This window comes from Streptomyces sp. NPDC041200 (assembly GCF_055591805.1).
This window is the reverse complement of record NZ_JBVIZF010000001.1, coordinates 811,394-833,293: the sequence shown is the minus strand read 5'-3', so window position 1 is coordinate 833,293 and position 21,900 is coordinate 811,394. Positions and strand designations below refer to the sequence as shown.

The window sequence follows — 21,900 nt, the reverse complement described above, 5'->3', positions numbered from 1 at the left end:
GAGGACTCCATGCCGAGCATTCGTCCGTTATTGCGCGTCGCCATCTCCGTCACCGGCATCCTCGCGATCGCCGCCCCCGCCCACGCGCAGACCGCACCCCCGAGCCCTTCGTCCACCTGCCGGGGAGAAGGCGTCGACGCCAGCGCGCTCATCCGCTACCGGACCGACACCGTGATCAAGGCGCCGCTCAGCACCATCTGGAAGCTGCAGACCGATGTGGAGCGCTGGCCCGCCTGGCAGGCCCCCGTCCTCACGATGAAGCGGCTCGACCCGGGCCCTCTGCGGAAGGGTTCGCGATTCCGGTGGACCACCCCGGCACCCGCCACCCCCACGACGCCCGAGACGACCCTGAACATCACCTCGACCATCCGCCAACTCCAGCACGGCTCCTGCATCCTGTGGAAAGGACCCGCGATCGGCGAAGGACTGCGCATCGACGAGGGCGTCCATCTGTGGACCTTCACCAAGGTCCGGGGCGGCGTGCGGGTGCACACCGAGGAGACGTGGACCGGCGACCAGGTCGAAGCCGACGTCCCCACCGCGACCGAGGCCCTCGGCCGGGGTCTCGAACAGTGGCTGCGCGACCTGAAGGCCACCGCCGAGGCGGATCAGACGGCCTCCAGGTAGGTCATCGCCTCCACGCCGTTCTCCGCGAAGTGGACGAGGTCGCTGAGCGGACGCGGCAGGAAGCCCTCCGCCTCCATGCGCTGGAACTGCTGCTTCAGCCCGTCATAGAACCCCGCCGCGTTCAGCAGCACGACCGGCTTGATGTGCAGCCCGTGCTTCTTCAGCTCCAGGATCTCCGTCGCCTCGTCCAGCGTCCCGGTCCCGCCCACCATGATCACGACCGCGTCGGAGCGGGCGAGGAGCTGCGCCTTGCGCTCGGCGAGGTCACTGGCGATCACCATCTCGTCGGCGCCCTCCCGGGCCCGGTCCGCCAGGAACTCGACCGAGACCCCGACCAGCCGCCCGCCGTTCTGCTGCACCCCGTCGGCCATGACCTTCATCAGCCCGACGTCCGACCCACCCCAGACGAGGGTGTGCCCGCCCTTGCCGATCAGCTCGGCGAACTCCCGGGCGGGGGCGGTGTAGCGGTCGTCGAGGTCGGCGGCGGAGCAGAAGACGCAGATGTTCATGGCGGTCACCCTACGAGCCGGGTTGAGCACATTCACGGCTCCGCGCCACACGGATCGCGTCGTGCAGCGCCTCGGTGAGGCGGGCGGAGAGGAAGCGGAACTCGCCGAGCGGGACCTTGGGGTCAGCGAGCATCGCGCGGGCGTGGAGCAGCAGTTCGTCTCCGGTGGAGAGCTGCATGTCCTCGACCTCGCCAGCGAGGGCGGCCACGGGGCCGTCGCCATCGGTCGAGAGATAGCAGGGGCGGCCGTCGGGAGTCGTCCAGGGTAGCAAGCGGAGACCGGTCGGTGAGGTGACTTCGCGTGACATGTGCCTACTGTCACAGGTCGCGTCTAGCCTGGTCACAGAATCGACGTAACGGTGCGTGATCGCACTGCGACTGTGCGATCTGTGCGATGGGGAGGGGAAGCGTTGACCGAGCGGAAGAAGAAGCCGTCACCGGCCGCGAAGGTCTTCGGAGCGCAGTCCCGCATGATGCGGGAACGGCTCGGCTGGACCATGAAGGACCTGGAGAAGCGGATTCCGTATACGGAGTCAATGATCGCCAAGGTGGAGCGCGCCGAGCGGGTGCCGAAGCCGCCGTATGTGGTGGCGGTGGACGAAGCGCTCGGCGCGCAGGGGCTGCTGATGGAGGCGGCAAAGCTGCTATGGCAGGACGGCCCGCCGGAATGGACACGGGAGTACCTGGAGCTTGAGGCGGAAGCCCTGTCCCTGCACGTGTACTCGACCCACATCCTGCACGGACTGCTTCAGACTGAGGACTTCGCCCGAGCGGTTCTCCGATCACTGCGTCCCAGCTTGGACGAGGAAGGGGTGGAACGCGCGGTGCAAAGGCGACTGGCAACGCAGCAGCTCCTCTACCGCAAGCCCGCCCCCAGGCTGGTGTTCGTCCTGGAGGAGGCTGTGCTGCGGAAGATGATCGGCGGCAGGGAGGTCTGGGAGGGCCAACTACGCCACCTCCTCAAGTGCGCGGCCCTGCACAATGTTCAGCTGCAAGTCATGCCAAACTCCCGTGAGACCAACGCTGGCGTCGACGGCCCCATGGTCTTGCTGGAGACTCCGAACCACTGCATCGTCGGCTACGTCGAAGGGCAGCGGGGCAGCTACTTCCTCTCCGACCCTGAAGACATCAGCGAGCTGAAGCACGTGTATGGCACGATCCAGTCGCAGGCCCTGGACCCTGAAGCGTCGGTCGCCTTCATCGAGGGACTCCTGACAGGAGAGCAATGAGCACCGAACTGACCTGGTTCAAGAGCAGCTACAGCGGCGGCTCTGGCAACGCGTGCGTCGAAGTCGCCGTCGAATGGCACAAGTCCAGCTACAGCGGTGCCGAAGGCAACGCCTGCGTTGAGGTCGCCGCGTGCCCTGACGCCGTACACGTCCGCGACTCCAAGGACACCGCCATACCGGCCCTCACCATCCCCGCACCTGCCTGGGCGGCCTTCGTCGCCTTCGCCGCCGCCCGCGACGCGGGCTGATTGTCAGTGGCCCCTCCTACGGTCTGAGCAGTGGGACCCGCCGGACAAGGCGGCGGGTCCGTCCTGGGGAGGGGTCTGCCGTGTCGACGACGTATCTGGAGCTGTCGCAGGAAGGCGAAGGCGCGCACAAGTTCTACGAGGTCGCCGTCAACGGCATGACCGTGACCGTGCGGTACGGGCGGATCGGCGCCGCCGGGCAGACGCAGACGTCGACGTTCGCCACGGCCGAGAAGGCGAAGGCCGCCGCCGCGAAGAAAGTCGGGGAGAAGGTCCGCAAGGGGTACGCCCCGGCCGTTCCCGGGCAGCGGGCCCCGCGCCGGGTGACCCGGCGCCAGGTGACCTCCGCTCCGTCCACCGCCCGCGCCGTGGCCCCCGTGCTGTGGCGGTTCCGCACCGGCTCGTCGGCATTCGGCATCCACGTCGATGACGACCGTTGCTGGGTCGGCAACCAGGCGGGGGATGTCTTCACCCTGGACCACGACGGCGGCGTCCTCGCCCGCTTCAGCCTGCCGGACGGGGTGAAGTGCCTGGTGGCCGACGACTTCTGGATCTACGCGGGCTGTGACGACGGCAAGGTCTACGACCTGTCCTCGAAGCTGCCGTTCGCGGCGTACGACATCGCGGCCGACATCGACATCTTCTGGCTGGACATCCATGAGGGCGTCCTGAACGTGTCGGACCAAGAAGGTCGGCTCACCGTCATCGACCACGAGGACGAGCACCAGTGGGCCCGTCGCAGCGTGGGCCGGAGCGGCTGGATGGTCCGCGCCGATGGCCGGGCCGTCTACCACGGCCACGGGCAGGGCGTCACCGCCTACGCTCCCGACGGCGGCGGCGAGCTGTGGCACAGGCCAACCACGGGCTCCGTTCTGTTCGGATGGCAGGAGGCCGACAGCGTGTACGCGGGGACCGGGCGCCACGTGGTCCAGCGGCTGTCGAAGGCGACCGGCGCGGTCGAGGCCACCTATGCCTGCGACAACGCGGTGTACTCGTGCGCCACCTCGCCCGGTGGGCGGTTCGTCTTCGCCGGTGACTCGGCGTCGTCCGTCTACTGCTTCGACCAGGACGGCACGCGCCTGTGGAAGCTCGGCACGGGCGGCGGCTCAGCGCTGTCGATGCAGTACCACGACGACCGGCTGTACCTGGTGACCACGGACGGCTCGCTGGTGTGCGTGGACGCGAGCGAGGCGGCCATCTCGGCGGCACATCAGGGCACGGTCCCGGCGGTACGGGACGTCAAGCTCGCCGCCGCTCTGCCGACCTACGCTCCGGCCACGGCCGTGGAATCGGTGACCACCGTCGAGCAGGCCCCGGCCGGGGCGGTCGTCGTCGAGTGCGTGCAGGACGGTGGCCGGGTCCGGGTGCACGTGGTGTCCGAGGGCTACGACCCCTCCTGGAAGGTCCAGTTCCCGCGCGCGATACGGGAGCCGGGGGCGCGCTATGTCGTGGAATCCCTGCACCCGGCGGCGGGCGGCTTCTACCGGGTGCGCGGTGACATCCAGCGGCTGCTCTGATCCGGCCCGACCGGATGCCGGGCGCCCGGCATCCGGTCGGGCGGCGCCAGGTGCCGGGCAACCGGCATCCGGTCAGGCCGCGCCCTACCCAAGAACCCCGGTAGAGAACTCCCACCCACCCACCCGCCCGCCCAACTCGTCACCCCATCAGGTGACTTGGGCGCGAATATGCCAAGGGTCGGGTTAGTCTCGCCGCAACAACCGCACACAGACGTCGGCCCCCGCCGGGACTGCCATCCCGAGACGAGGGCCTGACCAACTAGGAAGTCGTACCTTCCCGATGGCTGACTCGCAGTCTAGTGCGCCCGTGCGCGCTCACGCCGACGCTCCCGCGTCCGGCGTCATCCACGTCCGCACCCGGCACACCGCCAACTTCACCGTGCTCTCGAATCGGCTCGCCCAGCGGGCGGGCAGTGCGGTGACCGTCGGTGTCGCCGCGTACATCCTGTCCCTGCCCGACGGCGCCTCCATCCGCATCGACGCGCTCTGTGCCCACTTCAAGGAGGGCCGGGCCCGGATCTCCGCCGCGCTCAACGAGCTGGAGGCGGAAGGCTGGCTGGAGCGGCGCGTCGAGCGGGGGCCGGGCGGGCGGGTCGTCACCCGGACGTTCGTGTACGACACGCCGGGCCGCACGGAGAGCGACGCGGCCCCGGCCGTACCCGCGCCCGAGGCGCCCGTCGCGGAGCCGAAGCCGAAGCCGGAACCGAAGCCCGGGCCGAAGCCGGAACCGGCGCACGAACCGGAGCCGGGCGCCGCGCCCGATCCTCGGGCCGCCGCCGTCCTGGGCTCCCTGCGCCACCGGGACGGCCGCCTCGTCCTGTCGGAGCGGGAGACCGCCGCGCTGGCGCCCGCCGTCGTGGGGTGGCTCGACCGTGGGGTCGGGCCGTACGAGATCGCCGAGGCGCTGACGTCCGGGCTCCCCGACCGCATCGACCGCCGCCCGGCGCGGCTGCTGGCCTACCGCCTGGCCGCCCTGCGGCCACCGGAGCCCACCGCCGCTCCCACGCCGCCCCGCCCGATCCCCTTCCAGGACTGCGACGGCTGCGACCGCCCCTTCCGCGCGCCCCGCCCGGGCCGCTGCCGCGACTGCCGGAACTCGGCGCCCGCCTCGGCGCCACTCGCCGCTTGACCATGAACCAACGCTTCAGCCTGAAAGCGACATGACCGCATGACACGCACACACAGCGGCTCGCCTGCCGCGCGCCTGACGCCGCCCATAGCGCTGACTGCGTGCAGGGCCACATACGCACAGCTACCCTGGCAGAGGCCAGGATCACGAGGGGAGGGCACACCATGACAGCGCAGATGGAGAGCCCAGTGCAGACCGAAGAGATGCGGCGCTTCGAAGAATTCGACGCGGCATTCCCGGACTACCACGCCGAGATGATCGATGGAGAGGTCTACGTCAGCACTGTGGTCAGCAGCCCACATGGGAACATGGTCCTCACCATCGCCTCCCAGCTCGTGTCTCAATGGTTCGTCATGACCGAGGTCGACACCGTCTACGACGGCTGGCACGGCACGACGCTACTCAGGCCGGACATCTCCGTCGCGGATCCCTCCTACCGAGGGACACGGCTCGCTAAATTTCCGGCCGACGAGATCATGCTCGTCGTCGAGGTCGTCTCGGAGTCCAATCCGGAGAACGACACCGACAAGAAGGTCAAGAAGTACGCCCTCGCGGGAATCCCGTACTACTTGATCGTCAACCCCATCAAGGGAAAGTGCCTGCTCTACTCGCTGCCTAGCGGGGATCACTACCGCGGATCGCTTGAGTCCGACTTCGGCGAGCCGGTGCCCATCAGCGAGCCGATCGGCGCGACGCTCGACACACAGGCGCTCTACACGTACTGAGCACCCACAGGCGGCCGGTGGCGGGCTGGGCCCGCCACCGGCCGTACCGGGTTACCGGAAAATCCGGGTCACCGGGTGAAGTGGAAGATGCCCCACGTCACATGGTTCTTCCTGCCGCCCTCGACCCAGTTGGTGAGACCTTTCTTCATGTGGGCGAGGTAGCCGGCACTGACGTGTTCCGCCAAGCCTTCATCTTCCTGGCGGCGGGTCTCCTCCAGGACCCGGCTGTAGTGCGTGATCAGGTGTTCACGGTGCTCCTCGAAGCCGGCGCCGACCTCGGTGAAGCCGAGGCGGGCCAATTCGTGGCGGTAGAAGTCCGGGGAGCCCATGGTGTCGAGGTGGATGCGGTCCAGGATGGGCCGCAGGGTGTCGGTCGGGCAGCCGTCCGCCGCCATGGGGTCGGTGAAGATGAGCTGACCGCCGGGGCGCAGGACGCGGGCGGCCTCCTCCAGGGGGCGGCGGCGGTTGCCGCTGTGCAGGAACGCGTCCTGGGACCAGACGACGTCGACACTGTTGTCCGGCAGCGGGATCCGCTCGAACGAGCCGTCCAGCACCTCGATGATCTCGCTGAGCCCGCGCTCGGCGTTGATCGCGCGGTGCCGCTCGTTCTCCACCTCGCTGAGGTTGAGGGCGGTGACGCGGCAGCCGTAGGTCTCGGCGAGATAGCGCGCCGAGCCGCCGAAGCCCGCTCCGAGGTCGAGGACGGTGGACGACGGCGTGAGGTCGAGGCCGCTCGCCATGCGGGCGACGGTGCGCCTGCTGGCCTCGGCGATCGGCTCGTCCTCCCGCTCGTAGACGCCGATGTGAATGTCTTCGCCGCCCCAGACGCGCGAGTAGAACGCGTCGGCGTCGGAGGAGTTGTAGTAGTCGCGGGCGGTGCCGACGGCCGGGGAGTAGTCCCCGGACGGGTCGTCCGTCGCGATGTACTCCTTCTCCGCGACGTGGATGAAGAAGTCGGGCTGCTCCTCCCGGTAGGTGTGCTGGAAGTCGCCGTACGTCTCGATCCGCTGGAAGCCGACCTCCTGCATGAGCCGCCGCGTGTAGTCCTTGCGCAGCGGAAACATGTTGAGGTGGTAGACGGAATCGTCGGGGAAGCTGTAGCGCATGCGGCACAGCCCCTCGTCGACGTGCTCCGGTTCGACGGCGACGTCTTCGCCGCAGTAGTAGTACACGTGCTTGCTGGTGTAGCCGTTGTCGAGCATCGCGTCGTAGTTGCGATGGTCCAGGATGAGGACGCCGTCGTGCTTGAGCAGCGCGTAGAACTCGGCGAGGGCCTTTCGGCGGTCACGCTCCGAGAAGAGGTGCGTGAAGGAGTTGCCGAGGCAGACGATGGCGTCGTACGGGCCGTGCACGTCGCGGTTGAGCCAGCGCCAGTCGGCCTGGACGACGCGGAGGATGTGTTCGCCGTTTTTGAGCCCGTTGTCGAACGCCTGGGCAAGCATTTCGGCGCTTCCGTCGACGCTCGCGGTCTCGAACCCGGCTTCAAGAAGCCGTACCGAATGAAAACCGGTCCCGGTGGCGACATCGAGGACCTTTTTTACGCCACGCTCCCGCAGGAGATCTATGAAGAACGTACCCTCACTTTCTGATCGCTTTTCCCAGTCGATGAGCGAGTCCCACTTTTCGACGAAGCTTGGTACATACTCCTCGGTGTAGTGATCGGTGTCCCTGACCTCGAATGGATTGTCTCCGAATTTCTGAACAGCTCGCGCAGAAATAACGAAACCTCCGGTGCTGAGACAGCGGACAACGGCACCCGTGTCCGGAGGTGCGCCTCCCCGAAGTCGCGTGATCTATGCCACCTGCGGTGTCAAATTGTATGTAAATACAAAGCAACAGGGACTGGCGAATCCGGAATACACCGCTTTATGCGAATTATGTGGGTTATGCGGGTTTTTTAGTGTTTTGCCCCTATTACGCCTGCGGCACGGCCGGGCGGGACCGCTCCGTCGCCGCGATGGTCGCCGAGCCCACGACGCGGGTGCCGTCGTAGAGCACGATCGCCTGGCCGGGGGCCACGCCGCGGACCGGCTCGGTGAAGGTCACCCGCAGCTCGCCGCCGTCCGCGCCGTCCCCGTCCACCGGCTCGGCCGTCACCTCGGTCTCGCCGCCGTGGGCGCGGAGCTGGGCCGTGTAGGCGCCGGGGCCGGTGGGGGCGGCGCCGCACCAGCGGGGCTTGATGGCGACCAGCGCCGAGACGTCCAGGGCCTCGACGGGTCCGACGGTGACCGTGTTGTTCACCGGGGAGATGTCCAGCACGTACCGCGGCTTGCCGTCGGGCGCCGGGTGGCCGATGCGCAGCCCCTTGCGCTGGCCGATGGTGAAGCCGTACGCGCCCTCGTGGGTGCCGAGCTTGTGGCCGCCCTCGTCGACGATGTCGCCCTCGGCGGTGCCGAGGTGACCGGCGAGGAAGCCCTGGGTGTCGCCGTCCGCGATGAAGCAGATGTCATGGCTGTCGGGCTTCTTGGCGACGGCCAGGCCCCGCCGCTCGGCCTCGGCGCGGATCTCGTCCTTGGTGGTCAGCGTGTCGCCGAGGGGGAACATGGCGTGGGCGAGCTGCCGCTCGTCCAGGACGCCGAGGACGTACGACTGGTCCTTGGCCATGTCGCTGGCGCGGTGCAGCTCCAGGACGCCCTGGTCGCTTCGGACGACCGTGGCGTAGTGGCCGGTGCACACGGCGTCGAAGCCGAGCGCGAGGGCCTTGTCCAGCAGCGCGGCGAACTTGATCTTCTCGTTGCAGCGCAGGCAGGGGTTGGGCGTGCGGCCCGCCTCGTACTCGGCGATGAAGTCCTCGACCACGTCCTCGCGGAACCGCTCGGCCAGGTCCCACACGTAGAACGGGATGCCGATCACATCGGCGGCCCGGCGGGCGTCCCGTGAGTCCTCGATCGTGCAGCAGCCGCGGGCGCCGGTGCGGAAGGACTGCGGGTTGGCGGAGAGCGCGAGGTGGACGCCGGTCACATCGTGGCCCGCCTCGGCCGCCCTCGCGGCGGCGACAGCCGAGTCCACGCCGCCGGACATGGCGGCGAGGACGCGGAGGCGACGGCCGTCGCGGGGACCTGTGGGCGCACCGGGGAAATCAGTCATAACCCAGCCAGCATAATTCGCTCCGCGGGGAACGAATAACGGGTTACCCGCTCAGCTCGCGCGGGCGCTCTCCAGCACGCGCCGGGCCAGGTCAAGGGCCTGCTCGACGTCCTTGGCGAGATAGGACAGCTCGACGAAGCAGTGCCCGACGCCCGCCTCCCCCTCCGCCCGGACGATCGTGGCCACGATGTCCTCGACCGAGGCGTCGGCGTCGGGGTTGACCCGGAGGATCGCGTCGAAGCGGGCCGGATCCCGTCCCTCCCGCTCGACGGTCTCCCGCAGTCCGGCCAGGTTCCGGGCGAGGGCGGCGATGGGGTCGCTCCCGGCGTACTTCCGGCCGACGGGCGCGATGGGCAGCCAGCCGTCGGCGCGCCGGGCGGCCCGGGTGAGGGCGGCGGGGGCGAAGGCGCCCAGGTAGACCGGCGGGCGGGGGCGGGCGGCGGGCTTGAGGTCGATGTGGCTGGCGGGCACGGTCCAGTGCTCGCCGCGGTACTCGACCGGATTCCGCGTCCACCAGGCGGTGAGGATGTCCAGGCATTCGTCGAGGCGGCGGCCGCGCTCGGCCATGGGGATGCCCGTCGTCTCGTACTCCTCGGGCGACCAGCCGGTACCGAGGCCGACCAGCAGCCGTCCCGCGCTCAGCAGGTCGACGCTGGTGAAGGAGCGGGCGAGCAGCGCTGGCGCGTACCAGGGCGCGTTGATGACGTTGGTGCCGAGCTGGACGCGGTCGGTGGCCGCGGCGGCGGTGGCCAGCAGGGCGAACGGGTCCAGGGCGGAGCGGAATTCCGGAGGGATCACGTCCGTACCGGCGTAGCCGACCTTCGGGTCGACCGGGGCGAGCAGCCGGTCGCCGACCCACAGGCTGTCCGCGCCGAGGGCTTCGGCCTCCCGGGCGAACCGTGCGACGTGCTGCGGATGGTGAGCCAGCTCACCGAACTGGGGAAGGGTGAACCCGATGCGCATAGGGCGGCTCCTCGTGGTTCTCGTCAGCCTCAAGGGTCTCGTTGTCCTCGTGGTGCCGGTGATCCTCGCGGTTGGTTCAACATTCAGCTACCGGGCGGGATGTGTTTCGCGCCATGATCCACGGCTTGATCCGCGGCGGCGGAACCGTGCACGTGGGCCCGCGCGTTGAGCCTTCCGTGAACGAGACCAACGGTGGCGTGCGCCGCCATGTGAGCCGGCGCACGCTGCTGCTGGGCGGTACCGCGGCCGGTCTTGGCGCGGCCGGAGTCGCCGGATACGCCGCGCGGGACGACCTGAAGCGGCTGTGGTGGCGGGCGCCCGGGGCGCAGCAGCCGCGCGAGGAGGGCGCGGTCGACTACCCGGGCGCGGACTGGGTGGCGGCCTCCACGGCCAACTACCGGCGCGCCGACCGGCCGTACGACTACACGGTGGACCGGGTGGTGATCCATGTCGTGCAGGGCTCGTACGCAGACGCGCTGAGGGTCTTCCAGAACCCCGGGCACCGCGCCGCGGCGCACTATGTGGTGCGCCGCGACGGGCATATAGCGCAGACGGTCCGCGAGCTGGACGTGGGCTTCCACGCGGGCAACCGCTCGTACAACGAGCGCAGCGTCGGCATCGAGCACGAGGGGTTCGTCACCCGGCCCCAGGACTTCACGGACGCCATGTACCGGTCCTCGGCCCGGCTGACCGCGACGCTCTGCGAGCGCTACGGGATGGAGCGGGACCGCGAGCACATCGTGGCCCACTCGGAGGTGCCGGGCACCGACCACACCGACCCCGGCCGCCACTGGGACTGGGACCGCTATCTGGAGCTGGTGCGGGCGGTGCGGGTCGTGAAGTGAGCGCGGTGGCTCACGCGTCGCGGCTCAGGCGGTGCCGAAGACCACCGCGAGCGGGCGGTCCTTGCTGTCGCTGGTGGGCCGCGTGGCCGTGTCGCTGCCGAGGTAGAGCTTCTTGTCGGTGAAGAGCATCCGGGCGTCGCCGTAGGTCTCCAGGTCCGACTCCACCTCCTTCATGGCGTCCGGGTGCCGCTGGATCTCCTCGACCTCGAAGGACTGGGGGTCGATGCGCACGACGCCGCCCGCCTCGCTGTACATGCTGCCCTGGTAGGCGATCAGCGAGCCGTCCTCCTCGGTGCTGATGGGGGTCAGCGACCTGCTCTCGGCCATCTTCGTCCGGCCGGTCTGCTTGCCGGTCTTGAAGTTCACGCCGGTGATCTTCTCGCCGGGGCCGCCGTCGTCCACGTCCACGTCGGAGGAGAGGTAGACCGTGCTGCTCTTCTTGTCGAGGGCCAGGTCCTTGCAGCCCTCGACGTTGACCGCGGGGCAGTCGGGCTGGAAGCCCTGGGCCAGGACGTCGATCGAGTTGATCAGCTTGCCCTGCTTGCCGCTGTCGTCGATGGTCAGGATGTCGGTGACGCCGCTGCCGCCGTCGGAGTCGCCGGTGTCGGCGGCCACGACGAGGGGCGCGGTGGACAGGACGTGGGCGCGCTCGAACTCTCCGTCGAGCTGGTAGGACGACAGCACCTTCCGCGTCGTCGGATCCACGGTCTGCAGCTCCAGCTTGTCGGTGCTGGAGTCCGCGCTGCTGCAGCCGCGCAGCGCGACGAGCTTGCCGTCGCCGCCCGCGTAGCCGTCGTCGTCGCAGTCCGCGATGTACTCCGGCTTCCACAGCGGCTTGCCTTCGAGCGACCAGGCGCCGCCGCCGCTGGTGCCTCCGGCGGCGATGGTGTTGCCGCTGATCGTGACCTCGTCGAAGTCGACGCCGTCGTTGCCCTCGGTGTCCGTGCCCTCCTTCTGCCAGACCAGTTCGCCCTTGTTCAGATCGACCAGGCCGACCTGGGTGCATTCGGCGTCGCTGCCCTTGCCGCCCTTGAACAGCACGGCGGTGCGTCCGTCCTTGGTGGTGTGCGGCGAGGCCCAGCAGATTTCCCCGTCGAGTTCTATCGTCCACTGCGCCTTGGCGCCGTCCGGGGAATAGCCGACGATCTTGTCGATATCACCCTTCACGAAATTCTTACCGGTCACCCACATGCCCATGGCATTGGTGTCCTTGGTGACTTTCGGCATGCTGACCTTGCCCAGCGTCTTCGCCTCGGCGGCCGACGAGGACGACCCGCCACCCTTCTCGTCGCCCTCGCCGTCCCCGCATCCGGAAAGGAATGCCAAACCGCCCACCATCAGGGTCGCCAGGGCCATGCGGCCCGAACGCTGCGACATCAAAGTTCTCCCGTTTTCCCCGTTTATGGGGCCCGTGCACTTTTACGTGCATGCCGGGCCCGTTGACGGGGTAGATCCTTGCCGACCGCTCTTTGCGATTTCAAGCGGAGCTTGATGTTCCGTGGATTACTTGAAATGTCCGGGAGAACAGCGGGAATTCTGCGGTTATTATTCGGTGACGCTTTCGGTCATCAGCTCAGGCCCGCGCTGCGCGCTCGTTCCACGGCCGGGCCGATCGCCTCCACCACCGCCTCGACATCGGCCTTGGTCGACGTATGGCCGAGCGAGAAGCGGAGGGTGCCGCGCGCCAGGTCCACGTCGGTGCCGGTGGCCAGCACCACATGGCTGGGCTGGGCGACCCCGGCGGTGCAGGCCGAGCCCGTCGAACACTCGATGCCGCGCGCGTCCAGCAGCAGGAGCAGCGAGTCGCCCTCGCAGCCGGGGAAGGAGAAGTGGGCGTTGGCCGGGAGGCGCCCGGCCGGATCGGGGTCCCCGCCGAGGACCGCCTCGGGGACGGCGGTGCGGACGGCGGTGATGAGCGTGTCGCGCAGGGCGCCGATCTCGCGCGCGAACTCCTCGCGGTGCTGGGCGGCGTGCGCACCGGCCACGGCGAAGGCCGCTATGGCGGGGACGTCGAGGGTGCCGGAGCGCACCTGGCGCTCCTGGCCACCGCCGTGCAGGACGGGCACGGGGGCGTATTCGCGGCCCAGCAGCAGCGCGCCGATGCCGTACGGGCCGCCTATCTTGTGGGCGCTGACGGTCATGGCGGACAGACCCGAGGCGGCGAAGCCGACGTCGAGCTGGCCGATGGCCTGGACCGCGTCGGCATGCAGTGGAACGCCGTACTCCGCGGCCACGTCGGCGAGTTCGCGCACCGGCTGGATGGTGCCGATCTCGTTGTTGGCCCACATGACGGTCGCGAGGGCGACGTCCGAGGGGTCGCGGGCGATCGCCTCGCGCAGCGCGTCGGGGTGGACGCGGCCGTACGGGTCGACCGGCAGCCACTCGACCCGCGCGCCCTCGTGCTCGGCGAGCCAGTCGACCGCGTCGAGCACGGCGTGGTGCTCGACGGGGCTGGCGAGCACCCGGGTGCGGGCCGGGTCGGCGTCGCGGCGGGACCAGTAGAGCCCCTTGACGGCGAGGTTGTCGGCCTCGGTCCCGCCCGAGGTGAAGACCACCTCGCTCGGGCGCGCGCCCAGCGAGTCGGCGAGGGATTCGCGCGACTCCTCGACGGTACGGCGGGCCCGCCGTCCTGCGGCGTGCAGCGAGGAGGCGTTGCCGGTGACGGCGAGCTGGGCGGTCATCGCCTGCACCGCCTCCGGGAGCATCGGGGTGGTGGCGGCGTGGTCGAGATAAACCATGGTGGGCCCGATTCTACGAGCCGTGGGGCGAGGGCGTGCCGGTGTGTAGCCGATGGGTCCGCGTGGACCCTTTTTTCTTCGGTAAGGAGTGTCTAGAGTTTTACTCATGACACGCTCTGACTGGGAACTGGACCGCACCTATCGCAGCGCCTCCGGGGAGGTCCGCTGGCGCGTTTTCGGGGCGGCGGACGCCCCGCCGGTCGTCCTGCTGCACGGCACGCCGTTCTCCTCGTACGTCTGGCGGGCCTTCGCGCGGGCGCTCGCCGATCGGTACCGGGTGTTCGTCTGGGACATGCCGGGCTATGGGGCGTCCGAGATGCGCGCCGGCCAGGACGTCTCGCTCGCCGCGCAGGGGCGGGTCTTCGGTGAGCTGCTCGACCACTGGGGGCTGTCGGGGGCCGGGGCGGAACCGGCCGTCGTCGCGCATGACTTCGGTGGGTGTGTCGCGCTGCGGGCGCATCTGTTGCACGGGGCGCGCTACCGGCGGCTGGCGCTGGTCGATCCGGTGGCGCTCCCGCCCTTCGGGTCTGCCGCGTATCAGTTGTTCGGCGGTAACGCCGAGGTTTTTGAGCGGCTGCCTCCGGCGCTTCACCGGGCGCTGGTGCGGGAGTACATCGGCTCGGTGGGTGGGCCCGGGCTCCACCCGGCGGTGTGGGAGCGGCTTGTCGAGCCGTGGTGCGGGGAGGAGGGGCAGCCCGCGTTCTACCGGCAGATCGCGCAGAACGATCAGCGGTTCGTTGATGACGTCGCGGGGCGGTACGGGGAGGTCGATGCTCCGGTGCTGGTCTGCTGGGGGACGGCGGATGCGTGGATTCCGGTTGCGCATGCGGAGGAGCTGGCGGGGCGGATCCCGGGGGCGCGGGTGCGGTTGATCGAGGGCGCGGGGCATCTGGTGCAGGAGGACGCCCCTGCGGAGCTGATGGCCGCGGTGGTCGGGTTCCTCGGCGAGGAGTGAGGTCGCGGGGCGCCTGCGGCGGGCTGTCCCCCACCCCGCCCCTTCCCGCAGTATCCGATATGCGGCTCCGCCGCGCGGGGGGCTCCGCCCCGTACCCCGGTCCTCAAACGCCGGACGGGCTGGAGATGGCGGTACCGAGCAGCGCAACCGGGCGGGGTCAGCCGCGCATGCGGAGGAGTTTGGCGGCCAGGAGGGTGATGTGGTGGCGCCAGGACGTGAGGGCTGCCGTGCGGTCCTGGTCGGATCCCGGGGGGCCGGTTTGGGTGAGGATCAGGCGGGCGCCGTGGCCCGTGCCCTCCACCAGCTCCCAGCGGACCCGGCCTGCGGGGTGACCCGCGCGCTCCCAGTCGTAGGACAGCGTGCGGGGCGGCTCGGCCTCGGTGATCGGGCCCGCCGGAACGCCGTCCGTGCGGAATCCGAAGGGGACATCGTCGCCCGCTGTGAGGCCCGCCGCGCCCTGCTGGCCCGACAGGGCCTGCCAGACCGTTTCGGCGGGGCGGACCAGCTGCCGCTCGAAGCGCAGCCGCCAGCCGCCGTCCTCGGTGGTCTCCACCGCGCCCTCGGCGAGGCCGAACGCCTCGACGTACGACTCGTGCAGCTCGGCCATGTCCCCCGGGGCCGCCTTCACGCCGTCGAGCAGCGCGGCCAGGGCCGTGATGCAGGCGTGCCAGCCGGACGCGAAGCTCGCGGCGCCGAAGCGGTCGCCGAAGGTGTGGGTGAGGGTCAGCAGACAGCCGTCGCTGTCGGGGCGCAACTCCCAGCGGAGCTGGTCCTCGCCCCAGGTGAAGGCGAAGACATGGGGCGGGTCCAGCTCGGTGATCACGCCCTCCATGTCGGGGGCCTCCCGGCCGGGGAAGACGAAGCCCATCCGGCCCCCGACCCTGAGGTCCACCCGGACCTCGGACGGGAACCAGTGGGCCAGCTCGGCCGGGTCGGTCAGGGCCTGCCAGACCTTCTCCGGGGAGTGGGCGATCCGGCGCTCCAGGCGCAGGGCGGAACGGCCGCCTCCGGGCTGGCTGAGGGTGTCCTTCATAGTGCTTCTCCGTCAGAGACGTCGGGCATGGCGTCGAGGTGCCGTTCTAGGGCGTCCAGGCGGTCCGTCCACAGCCGCCGGTACGGGGCGAGCCAGGCGTCGATCTCGGCCAGCGGTTCGGGGCACAGTTCGTACCACCGGCGCTGGGCGTCCCGGCGCACCCGCACCAACCCGGCCTCGCGCAGCACCCGCAGGTGCTTGGAGGTGCCGGGCTGGGTCAGCCCCAGCTGGTCGGTCAGCTCGCCGACCAGGCGGGGGCGCTCCAGGAGGAGGTCCAGGATCTGCCGTCGGCTCGGCTCCGCGAGTACGTCGAACGGTATGGGCATGCGGCGAATATAACTGGATGGCTATATAGCCGCAATGGGATGTAGCTAGGGCTCCTCGGTTGCCGTGCTGCGCCGGTTCCACGCCCTCGGCGCCCGCCATCCGTACCGCATCGCCAGCAGCCGCACGGTGAACGCCACCACGGCCGCGAGCGCGCTGGTGGCCCCGGTCAGCGCGTCGAGGTGGAGGAGCAGCGCGGCTATGGACGCACCCACGATGGCCGGTACGGCGTACAGGTCCCGGTCCCAGCGCAGCAGCGACGGCACCTCATGGGCGAGGACGTCGCGCAGCACACCGCCGCCGACCGCCGTCGCCATGCCGAGGGTGACGGACGAGGTGAGGCCGAGCCCGTGCTGATACGCCTTGACGGTGCCCTCGACGCAGAACAGCCCGAGCCCGGCCGCGTCGAAGACGCCCACCGCGCGGGTGATCCGCTCGACCTGCGGATGCAGGAAGAAGACGATGACGGTGGCGACGAGCGGGGTGAAGAAGTAGGCGAGGTCGGTGAAGGCGGCGGGCGGCACCGCGCCGATCACCAGGTCCCGGAACACCCCGCCGCCCAGCGCGGTGGCCTCGGCCAGCACCGCCATGCCGAAGACATCGAAGTTCTTGCGCACCGCGAGCAGCGCACCTGAGATCGCGAAGACGAAGATCCCGACGACCTCGAACGCGTGCTGGACGGACGGGGTGACCAGTTCGATGAACACCCGACATTGTTAAACGACCGGGCCGCCGCGCCCGCCCCGTCTCAGCTCTCGGTCTTCTTCGTCGCGCTCCGCACCGGTCCGGCGACCTGACCGGGTGCCTGGCCCGGCGCGTTCTCGGGGTGGTGGCAGGCCACCTGGTGGCCGGTGGCGAGCGCCACCAGCGGCGGCTCCTCCCGCTTGCACACCTCGGTCGCCTTCCAACACCGGGTGTGGAAGCGGCAGCCGGACGGCGGCGAGATCGGCGAGGGTACGTCGCCCTTGAGCAGGATCCGCTCGCGCTGGGCACGCCGCCGGGGGTCCGGCACGGGCACGGCGGAAAGCAGCGCCTTGGTGTACGGGTGCATGGGGCTCTCGTACAGGGCGCGGCGGTCCGCCAGCTCGACGATCTTCCCGAGGTACATGACCGCGATCCGGTCCGAGACGTGCCGGATGACGGACAGGTCGTGCGCGATGATCACGTACGTCAGCCCCAGCTCGTCCTGGAGGTCGTCCAGCAGGTTGACCACCTGGGCCTGGATGGAGACGTCCAGCGCGGAGACCGGTTCGTCGGCGACGACCAGCTTGGGCTTGAGGGCGAGCGCGCGGGCGATGCCGATGCGCTGCCGCTGGCCGCCGGAGAACTCGTGCGGATAGCGGTTGTAGTGCTCGGGGTTGAGGCCGACCAGCGCCAGCAGCCGCTGCACCTCCGCCTTGATGCCGCCCTCCGGGGTGACGCCCTGGAGCCGGAAGGGCGCGCTGACGATCGCGCCGACCGTGTGCCGGGGGTTCAGCGAGGAGTACGGGTCCTGGAAGATCATCTGGACGTCGCGGCGCATCGGGCGCATCGCGGCGGTGCCCAGATGCGTGATGTCCTTGCCCTCGAACTCGATCTTCCCGGAGGTGGGTTCGAGCAGCCGGGTGATCAGCCGTCCCATGGTGGACTTGCCGCAGCCCGACTCGCCGACCACGCCCAGGGTCTCCCCCTGGCGCACGTCGAAGTCGAGGCCGTCGACCGCCTGCACCGCGCCGGTCTGCCGCTGCAACAGCCCCTTCTTGATGGGGAAGTGCTTGACCAGGCCGGACACCGTGAGCAGGGGCTCGGGCGTGGTGGTCGCCTGCCGCGGGACCGTCATCTTCGGATCCTTCGTGTCCTTCGTGTCCTTCGCGCCCTGAGGGCCCTGGGAATCCGTCACAGCTTCGGCGCAATCTCTTCGGTCCAGATCCGCGTACGGTCCTCCTGCGCCATGTGACAGGCGGAGAAGTGCCCGGCCGCGCCCGGAACTACGCGCAGCTCCGGCCGCTCGGTGCGGGTGATGCCGCCCTCGGGGACGTCGGCGTACGGGCAGCGCGGGTGGAAGGCGCAGCCGGACGGCACGTTGATCAGGCTCGGCGGGGAGCCCTTGACCGGGATCAGGCGGTCGGTCTGGTCGCGGTCGATACGGGGCATCGAGCCGAGCAGCCCCCAGGTGTAGGGGTGCTGGGGCTCGTAGAAGACCTTCTCGGCAGGGCCCCGCTCGACGCACCGGCCCCCGTACATCACCAGCAGGTCGTCGGCGAGTTCGGCGACGACGCCCAGGTCGTGGGTGATGACGATGACCGCCGAGCCGAACTCCTTCTGCAGATCACGGATGAGGTCGAGGATCTGCGCCTGGACGGTGACGTCGAGGGCGGTGGTCGGCTCGTCTGCGATCAGCAGCTCGGGGTTGTTGACCAGCGACATCGCGATCATCGCGCGCTGGCGCATCCCGCCGGAGAACTCGTGCGGATAGCTGTCCACCCGCTTGTCCGGCTGCGGGATGCCCACCCGGTCGAGCATCTCGACCGCGCGCTTGCGGGCGACGTCCTTGGAGACGTCGTGGTGGACCTGGTACGCCTCGGTGATCTGGCGGCCGATCGTGTAGTACGGGTGCAGCGCCGACAGCGGGTCCTGGAAGATCATCGACATCTCGCGGCCGCGCAGCTTGCGCACCTCGTCGGGGTCGGCGCCCAGCAGCTCCTGCCCGTTGAGCCAGATCTCCCCGGAGATCCGGGCCTTGCGGCGGCCGTACTGCCCGGCGGTGTGCAGCCCCATGATGCCGAGCGAGGTGACCGACTTGCCGGAGCCGGACTCGCCGACGATGCCGAGGGTCTTGCCCTTCTCCAGCCGGAAGCTGAGCCCGTCCACGGACTTGACCAGGCCGTCGTCGGTCGGGAAGTGGACCCGCAGGTCGCGCACTTCGAGGAAGGCCGTCGGGGCGGGCGAACCGGCCGCGGCCACCTCCCCCACGGCGGCGGTCGGGGACTCCCCCGCGGCGGCGGTGGCGGGCTTGTTCAGGTCGGTCATCCGAGCCTCACTCGTGGGTCGATGACGGCGTACAGGAGGTCCACGACGAGGTTGGCGAGCACGATGCACAACGCGGCGATCAGGGTGACGCCCAGGATGAGCGGAAGGTCCTTGTCGCTGATCGCGTTCACCGCGAGCCGGCCGAGGCCGGGCAGGTTGTAGGTGCTCTCGGTGAGCACCGCGCCGCCGAGCAGCGCGCCCAGGTCCAGGCCGAGCAGGGTGAGGATCGGAGTCCAGGTGGAGCGCATCGCGTGCCGCCCGATGACCGTACGCTCCCGCAGCCCCTTGGCGCGGGCGGTGCGGATGTAATCCTCGCCCATGATCTCCAGCATGGTGGCGCGGGTGAGCCGGGCGTACATGGCGGCGTAGAGGAAGGCGAGCGTGATCCACGGCAGGATCAGGCTCTCGAACCACTTGGCGGGGTCGTCGCCGAGCCCCTTGTAGTCCACGTCGACCCACTTCAGCTGGTAACTGAAGATCGCCAGCGAGAGCAGACCGGTGAAGTAGATCGGCAGCGAGACACCGGCGAGCGCGGCGGTCATCGCCGAGCGGTCCCACAGGGTGCCCCGGCGCAGCGCGGAGACGACGCCGGTGGCGATGCCGCCGACGAGCCACAGCAGGCACGCGCCCGCGGCGAGCGAGAGGGTGACCGGCATGGCGTCGGTCAGCTGCGGCCACACCGCCTGCTCGGTGCGGAAGGAGTAGCCGAAGCAGGGCCTCGGGCAGTGGGTGACGTCGGAGCCGTTGGCGTAGTCGCGCCCGGCGAACAGCCCCTCGACGAAGTGCCAGAACTGCACCAGGACCGGATCGCTGAGCCCCAGCTTCGTCCTGATGCCCTCGATGGCCTCGGGGTCGGCCTGTTTGCCGACGAAGAGCAGCGCCGGGTCGGAACCGGCCCACTTCGGGATCACGAAGAAGATGGCGAAGGTCGTCAGGGTGACGACCAGCAGCATCATGACGACGGCGAACAAGCGCCGGATGACGTAAGCAAGCACTGTGCGCGGCCCGGTGGCGGTCCCGGAACCCCGGGGTGCGGGGTTCCGGGACCGCCACGCGTGGCCATCACCTGCCCTTCGGGCCTATCGGATGAAGCGACGGTGGGGGTGGGTGGCCGGTGGCCGGTGGCCGACCGTCACTTGACCCCGAGGGACACGTAGTCGTACCGGCCGTTGTAGGCCGAGGACGAGTAGGCGTTGGTCAGCCGCGAGCTGCGCCAGGTGATGTTCTTCTCGTAGAGGAACGGCATCGCGATGGCCAGGTCGGCGACCTTGTGGTTCATGTCCGCGTAGATCTGACCGGCCTTGGCGGGGTCGGTCTCCTTGAGCGCGTTGTCGAAGTCCTTGTTGATCGCGCTGTTGTTGGTCTCGGAGACGTTGTAGTTGCCGGTCTGCTCGATGAAGCGGCCGTCGAACAGCGGGCGGGAGAAGCCCTGGCCGGTCGGGAAGTCGGGGCCCCAGCCGGTCATGTTGAGGCCGTAGCCGCGCTTGTGCATCACGGACGGGGAGCCGGTGATGCTGGCCGACGAGCCGCCCTCGATCTCGTTGATGTCGAGCTTGATGCCGACCTTCTCCAGCGACTCCTGGAGCGCCTCGGCGGCCGCCGTCTCGTTGGGCTGGTCGTTACGGGAGACGATCTTGGCGGAGAAGCCGTTCGGCTTGCCGCACTGCTTCAGCTCGTCCTTGGCCTTGGCCTTGTCCGGCTTGCCCTTGCGCTTCAGGACGCCGTACGGGTCGTAGTCGTCCGAGCCCTTGACGGTCTTGGGGAGCATGTTGGGGGCGAGGTCACCACCGGCCTGGGGGCCGCCGCGGGTGGTCTGGAGCTGGGTGTAGTCGGTCGCGTAGAAGACCGCCTTGCGGCAGTGGATGTTGTCGAACGGCTTCACCTTGGTGGCGATGTCGACATAGCGCACGAAGTTCGTGTTCATGTTGTCGACGTTGCCCTTGTGCTCCTTGAGCGCGGCGGCGCGGCCGGACTGGCCCATGCCGGTGGCGCTGAGGAAGACGTCGTAGTCGCCCTTGACGAGCAGCTTGTCGATGGCTTCCAGGTTGGAGTTGAAGGTGACCGTGACCTGGTCCGGCAGGGCGGCGCGGACCGGGTCGGACGACTTCTTCCACTTGTCGTTGCGCACCAGGGCCAGGCTCTTGCCCGGGGTGAACGACTGGACCTTGTACGGGCCGGAGGAGAACGGCCGGTTGGTGTACTTGGCGCCGGTGTCCTTCTCCTGCTTGACGGGGGAGCCGGTGGGCATCGCGAGCATCTGCTCGAAGTCACTGTTGGGCTCCGCGAGACGGAAGACGATGGTCTTGTCGTCCGGCGTCTCGATCGTCTTCAGCCCGAGCTTGTCCTTGGACTTGTCCTTGTACGGGCCCGGGTATTCGCCCTTGGGGTCGAGGGCCTGGCGCAGATAGCCGGGGCCGCCGGAGACGACGTCCTTGGCCCAGATGCGCTCGATACCGTACTTGACGTCCTTGGAGGTGATGGCCGAGCCGTCCTCCCAGGTGATCCCGTCACGCATGGTGTACGTGTACGTCTTGCCGCCGTCGGTGATCTTGGCGGTGGAGGTGGCCAGGTCGGGAACCAGCTCGTTGGACGCCTCGCCCGGCTTCGGCGCGAACGTGATGAGTTGACGCGAGTAGAACCGGGCGAAGTCCCAGGCGAAGCCGTAGTACTGGCGCTGCGGGTCGAGCGAGTCGAAGTTCTGCTTGTTGATGAACTTGAGGGTGCCGCCCTTCTTGGCGGACTTGTTGGCTATGCCCTCCGCCCCCGCGTTGAATCCGGCACCGGAGCCTTTGTCATCGTCGCTGCCGCCACCGCACGCCGCGGTGCTCAGCAGGGCGCAGACGACAGCCGTCGCGCCGACGATCCGCCTGCTTCTCGACGAACGTAGGGGTTTCATGGTTCCTGCAACCTCCGGGATAGCGGTACGTGGCATGGCGCCGGGAAAGCTTCGGGGTGCCGCCTGAGCT

At 69.5% G+C, this 21,900-nt stretch carries 22 protein-coding genes; 8 read left to right on the top strand and 14 right to left on the bottom strand.

The genetic code is table 11. From position 1 onward, the window contains the following. Nucleotides 1–9: 9 nt before the first annotated feature. Nucleotides 10–627, top strand: coding sequence for an SRPBCC family protein (locus tag ACZ6CL_RS03930; RefSeq protein ID WP_468930784.1), 618 nt, complete (start codon nt 10–12; stop codon nt 625–627). Here ACZ6CL_RS03930 and ACZ6CL_RS03925 read toward each other — a convergent pair. Both ACZ6CL_RS03925 and ACZ6CL_RS03920 read right to left on the bottom strand, forming a co-directional pair. After that, nucleotides 609–1,136 (bottom strand): LOG family protein, encoded by a 528-nt coding sequence (locus tag ACZ6CL_RS03925; RefSeq protein ID WP_468930783.1) that lies wholly within the window; start codon nt 1,134–1,136, stop codon nt 609–611. The two genes, ACZ6CL_RS03930 and ACZ6CL_RS03925, sit on opposite strands and share 19 nt — an antisense overlap. A gap of 10 nt (nt 1,137–1,146) precedes the next feature. Next, the gene (locus ACZ6CL_RS03920; RefSeq protein ID WP_468930781.1) at nt 1,147–1,443 is read right to left on the bottom strand and encodes a hypothetical protein; all 297 of its coding nucleotides are present in this window, start codon (nt 1,441–1,443) and stop codon (nt 1,147–1,149) included. Between the two features lie 102 nt (nt 1,444–1,545). Between ACZ6CL_RS03920 and ACZ6CL_RS03915 the strand changes: the two genes are divergently transcribed. The 5 genes from ACZ6CL_RS03915 to ACZ6CL_RS03895 all read left to right on the top strand — a co-directional run bounded on the left by ACZ6CL_RS03915 (nt 1,546) and on the right by ACZ6CL_RS03895 (nt 5,980). After that, nucleotides 1,546–2,364: a helix-turn-helix domain-containing protein gene (locus ACZ6CL_RS03915; RefSeq protein WP_468930779.1), complete on the top strand. Its 819-nt coding sequence runs from the start codon at nt 1,546–1,548 to the stop codon at nt 2,362–2,364. Then, nucleotides 2,361–2,612, top strand: a complete 252-nt coding sequence (locus ACZ6CL_RS03910) for a DUF397 domain-containing protein (RefSeq protein WP_468930777.1) — start codon at nt 2,361–2,363, stop codon at nt 2,610–2,612. Before ACZ6CL_RS03915 ends, ACZ6CL_RS03910 begins: the two co-directional genes overlap by 4 nt. A gap of 80 nt (nt 2,613–2,692) precedes the next feature. Then, nucleotides 2,693–4,126, top strand: a complete 1,434-nt coding sequence (locus ACZ6CL_RS03905) for a WGR domain-containing protein (RefSeq protein WP_468930775.1) — start codon at nt 2,693–2,695, stop codon at nt 4,124–4,126. A 280-nt stretch (nt 4,127–4,406) separates the two neighbouring features. Next, nucleotides 4,407–5,255, top strand: a complete 849-nt coding sequence (locus ACZ6CL_RS03900; RefSeq protein WP_468930773.1) for a hypothetical protein — start codon at nt 4,407–4,409, stop codon at nt 5,253–5,255. A 164-nt stretch (nt 5,256–5,419) separates the two neighbouring features. Further along, nucleotides 5,420–5,980 carry a Uma2 family endonuclease gene (locus ACZ6CL_RS03895; RefSeq protein ID WP_468930771.1) on the top strand — a complete coding sequence of 187 codons (561 nt, stop codon included), beginning with the start codon at nt 5,420–5,422 and terminating at the stop codon, nt 5,978–5,980. Nucleotides 5,981–6,048: 68 nt separating this feature from the next. Here the strand turns inward: ACZ6CL_RS03895 and ACZ6CL_RS03890 are convergent, their stop codons facing one another. The 3 genes from ACZ6CL_RS03890 to ACZ6CL_RS03880 all read right to left on the bottom strand — a co-directional run bounded on the left by ACZ6CL_RS03890 (nt 6,049) and on the right by ACZ6CL_RS03880 (nt 10,030). Then, nucleotides 6,049–7,698 (bottom strand): glycine/sarcosine N-methyltransferase, encoded by a 1,650-nt coding sequence (locus ACZ6CL_RS03890; RefSeq protein ID WP_468931267.1) that lies wholly within the window; start codon nt 7,696–7,698, stop codon nt 6,049–6,051. A gap of 196 nt (nt 7,699–7,894) precedes the next feature. Next, the gene (mnmA, locus tag ACZ6CL_RS03885; protein ID WP_468930769.1) at nt 7,895–9,067 is read right to left on the bottom strand and encodes a tRNA 2-thiouridine(34) synthase MnmA; all 1,173 of its coding nucleotides are present in this window, start codon (nt 9,065–9,067) and stop codon (nt 7,895–7,897) included. Nucleotides 9,068–9,118: 51 nt separating this feature from the next. After that, a complete protein-coding gene (locus ACZ6CL_RS03880) occupies nt 9,119–10,030 on the bottom strand; it encodes a TIGR03619 family F420-dependent LLM class oxidoreductase (RefSeq protein WP_468930768.1) in 912 nt (303 codons plus the stop codon). 176 nt (nt 10,031–10,206) lie between these two features. Here ACZ6CL_RS03880 and ACZ6CL_RS03875 point away from each other — a divergent pair, with 176 nt between their 5' ends. Further along, complete coding sequence (locus ACZ6CL_RS03875) at nt 10,207–10,875, top strand: N-acetylmuramoyl-L-alanine amidase (protein ID WP_468930766.1); 669 nt, start codon at nt 10,207–10,209, stop codon at nt 10,873–10,875. A gap of 24 nt (nt 10,876–10,899) precedes the next feature. Here ACZ6CL_RS03875 and ACZ6CL_RS03870 read toward each other — a convergent pair whose 3' ends face one another. Both ACZ6CL_RS03870 and ACZ6CL_RS03865 read right to left on the bottom strand, forming a co-directional pair. Then, the gene (locus ACZ6CL_RS03870) at nt 10,900–12,252 is read right to left on the bottom strand and encodes a hypothetical protein (RefSeq protein ID WP_468930763.1); all 1,353 of its coding nucleotides are present in this window, start codon (nt 12,250–12,252) and stop codon (nt 10,900–10,902) included. A gap of 191 nt (nt 12,253–12,443) precedes the next feature. Then, nucleotides 12,444–13,613 carry a cysteine desulfurase family protein gene (locus ACZ6CL_RS03865; protein ID WP_468930761.1) on the bottom strand — a complete coding sequence of 390 codons (1,170 nt, stop codon included), beginning with the start codon at nt 13,611–13,613 and terminating at the stop codon, nt 12,444–12,446. Between the two features lie 106 nt (nt 13,614–13,719). Between ACZ6CL_RS03865 and ACZ6CL_RS03860 the strand changes: the two genes are divergently transcribed. Beyond that, complete coding sequence (locus tag ACZ6CL_RS03860; protein WP_468930759.1) at nt 13,720–14,568, top strand: alpha/beta fold hydrolase; 849 nt, start codon at nt 13,720–13,722, stop codon at nt 14,566–14,568. Between the two features lie 157 nt (nt 14,569–14,725). Here the strand turns inward: ACZ6CL_RS03860 and ACZ6CL_RS03855 are convergent, their stop codons facing one another. The 7 genes from ACZ6CL_RS03855 to ACZ6CL_RS03825 all read right to left on the bottom strand — a co-directional run bounded on the left by ACZ6CL_RS03855 (nt 14,726) and on the right by ACZ6CL_RS03825 (nt 21,830). Next, nucleotides 14,726–15,601 (bottom strand): SRPBCC family protein, encoded by an 876-nt coding sequence (locus ACZ6CL_RS03855; RefSeq protein ID WP_468930756.1) that lies wholly within the window; start codon nt 15,599–15,601, stop codon nt 14,726–14,728. Beyond that, a complete protein-coding gene (locus tag ACZ6CL_RS03850; protein ID WP_468930753.1) occupies nt 15,598–15,927 on the bottom strand; it encodes an ArsR/SmtB family transcription factor in 330 nt (109 codons plus the stop codon). The genes ACZ6CL_RS03855 and ACZ6CL_RS03850 overlap by 4 nt, the downstream gene beginning before the upstream one ends. A 45-nt stretch (nt 15,928–15,972) precedes the next feature. After that, entirely contained in the window at nt 15,973–16,632 is a 660-nt protein-coding gene (locus ACZ6CL_RS03845) for a trimeric intracellular cation channel family protein (protein WP_468930750.1), read from the bottom strand. 41 nt (nt 16,633–16,673) lie between these two features. Continuing rightward, complete coding sequence (locus ACZ6CL_RS03840) at nt 16,674–17,744, bottom strand: ABC transporter ATP-binding protein (RefSeq protein WP_468930747.1); 1,071 nt, start codon at nt 17,742–17,744, stop codon at nt 16,674–16,676. A 56-nt stretch (nt 17,745–17,800) separates the two neighbouring features. Beyond that, nucleotides 17,801–18,934, bottom strand: coding sequence for an ABC transporter ATP-binding protein (locus ACZ6CL_RS03835; protein WP_468930745.1), 1,134 nt, complete (start codon nt 18,932–18,934; stop codon nt 17,801–17,803). After that, a complete protein-coding gene (locus ACZ6CL_RS03830) occupies nt 18,931–19,905 on the bottom strand; it encodes an ABC transporter permease (RefSeq protein ID WP_468930742.1) in 975 nt (324 codons plus the stop codon). Before ACZ6CL_RS03830 ends, ACZ6CL_RS03835 begins: the two co-directional genes overlap by 4 nt. A 161-nt stretch (nt 19,906–20,066) precedes the next feature. Next, on the bottom strand, nt 20,067–21,830 hold the full coding sequence (locus ACZ6CL_RS03825) for an ABC transporter substrate-binding protein (protein ID WP_468930739.1): 1,764 nt from the start codon (nt 21,828–21,830) through the stop codon (nt 20,067–20,069). Nucleotides 21,831–21,900 lie beyond the last annotated feature (70 nt).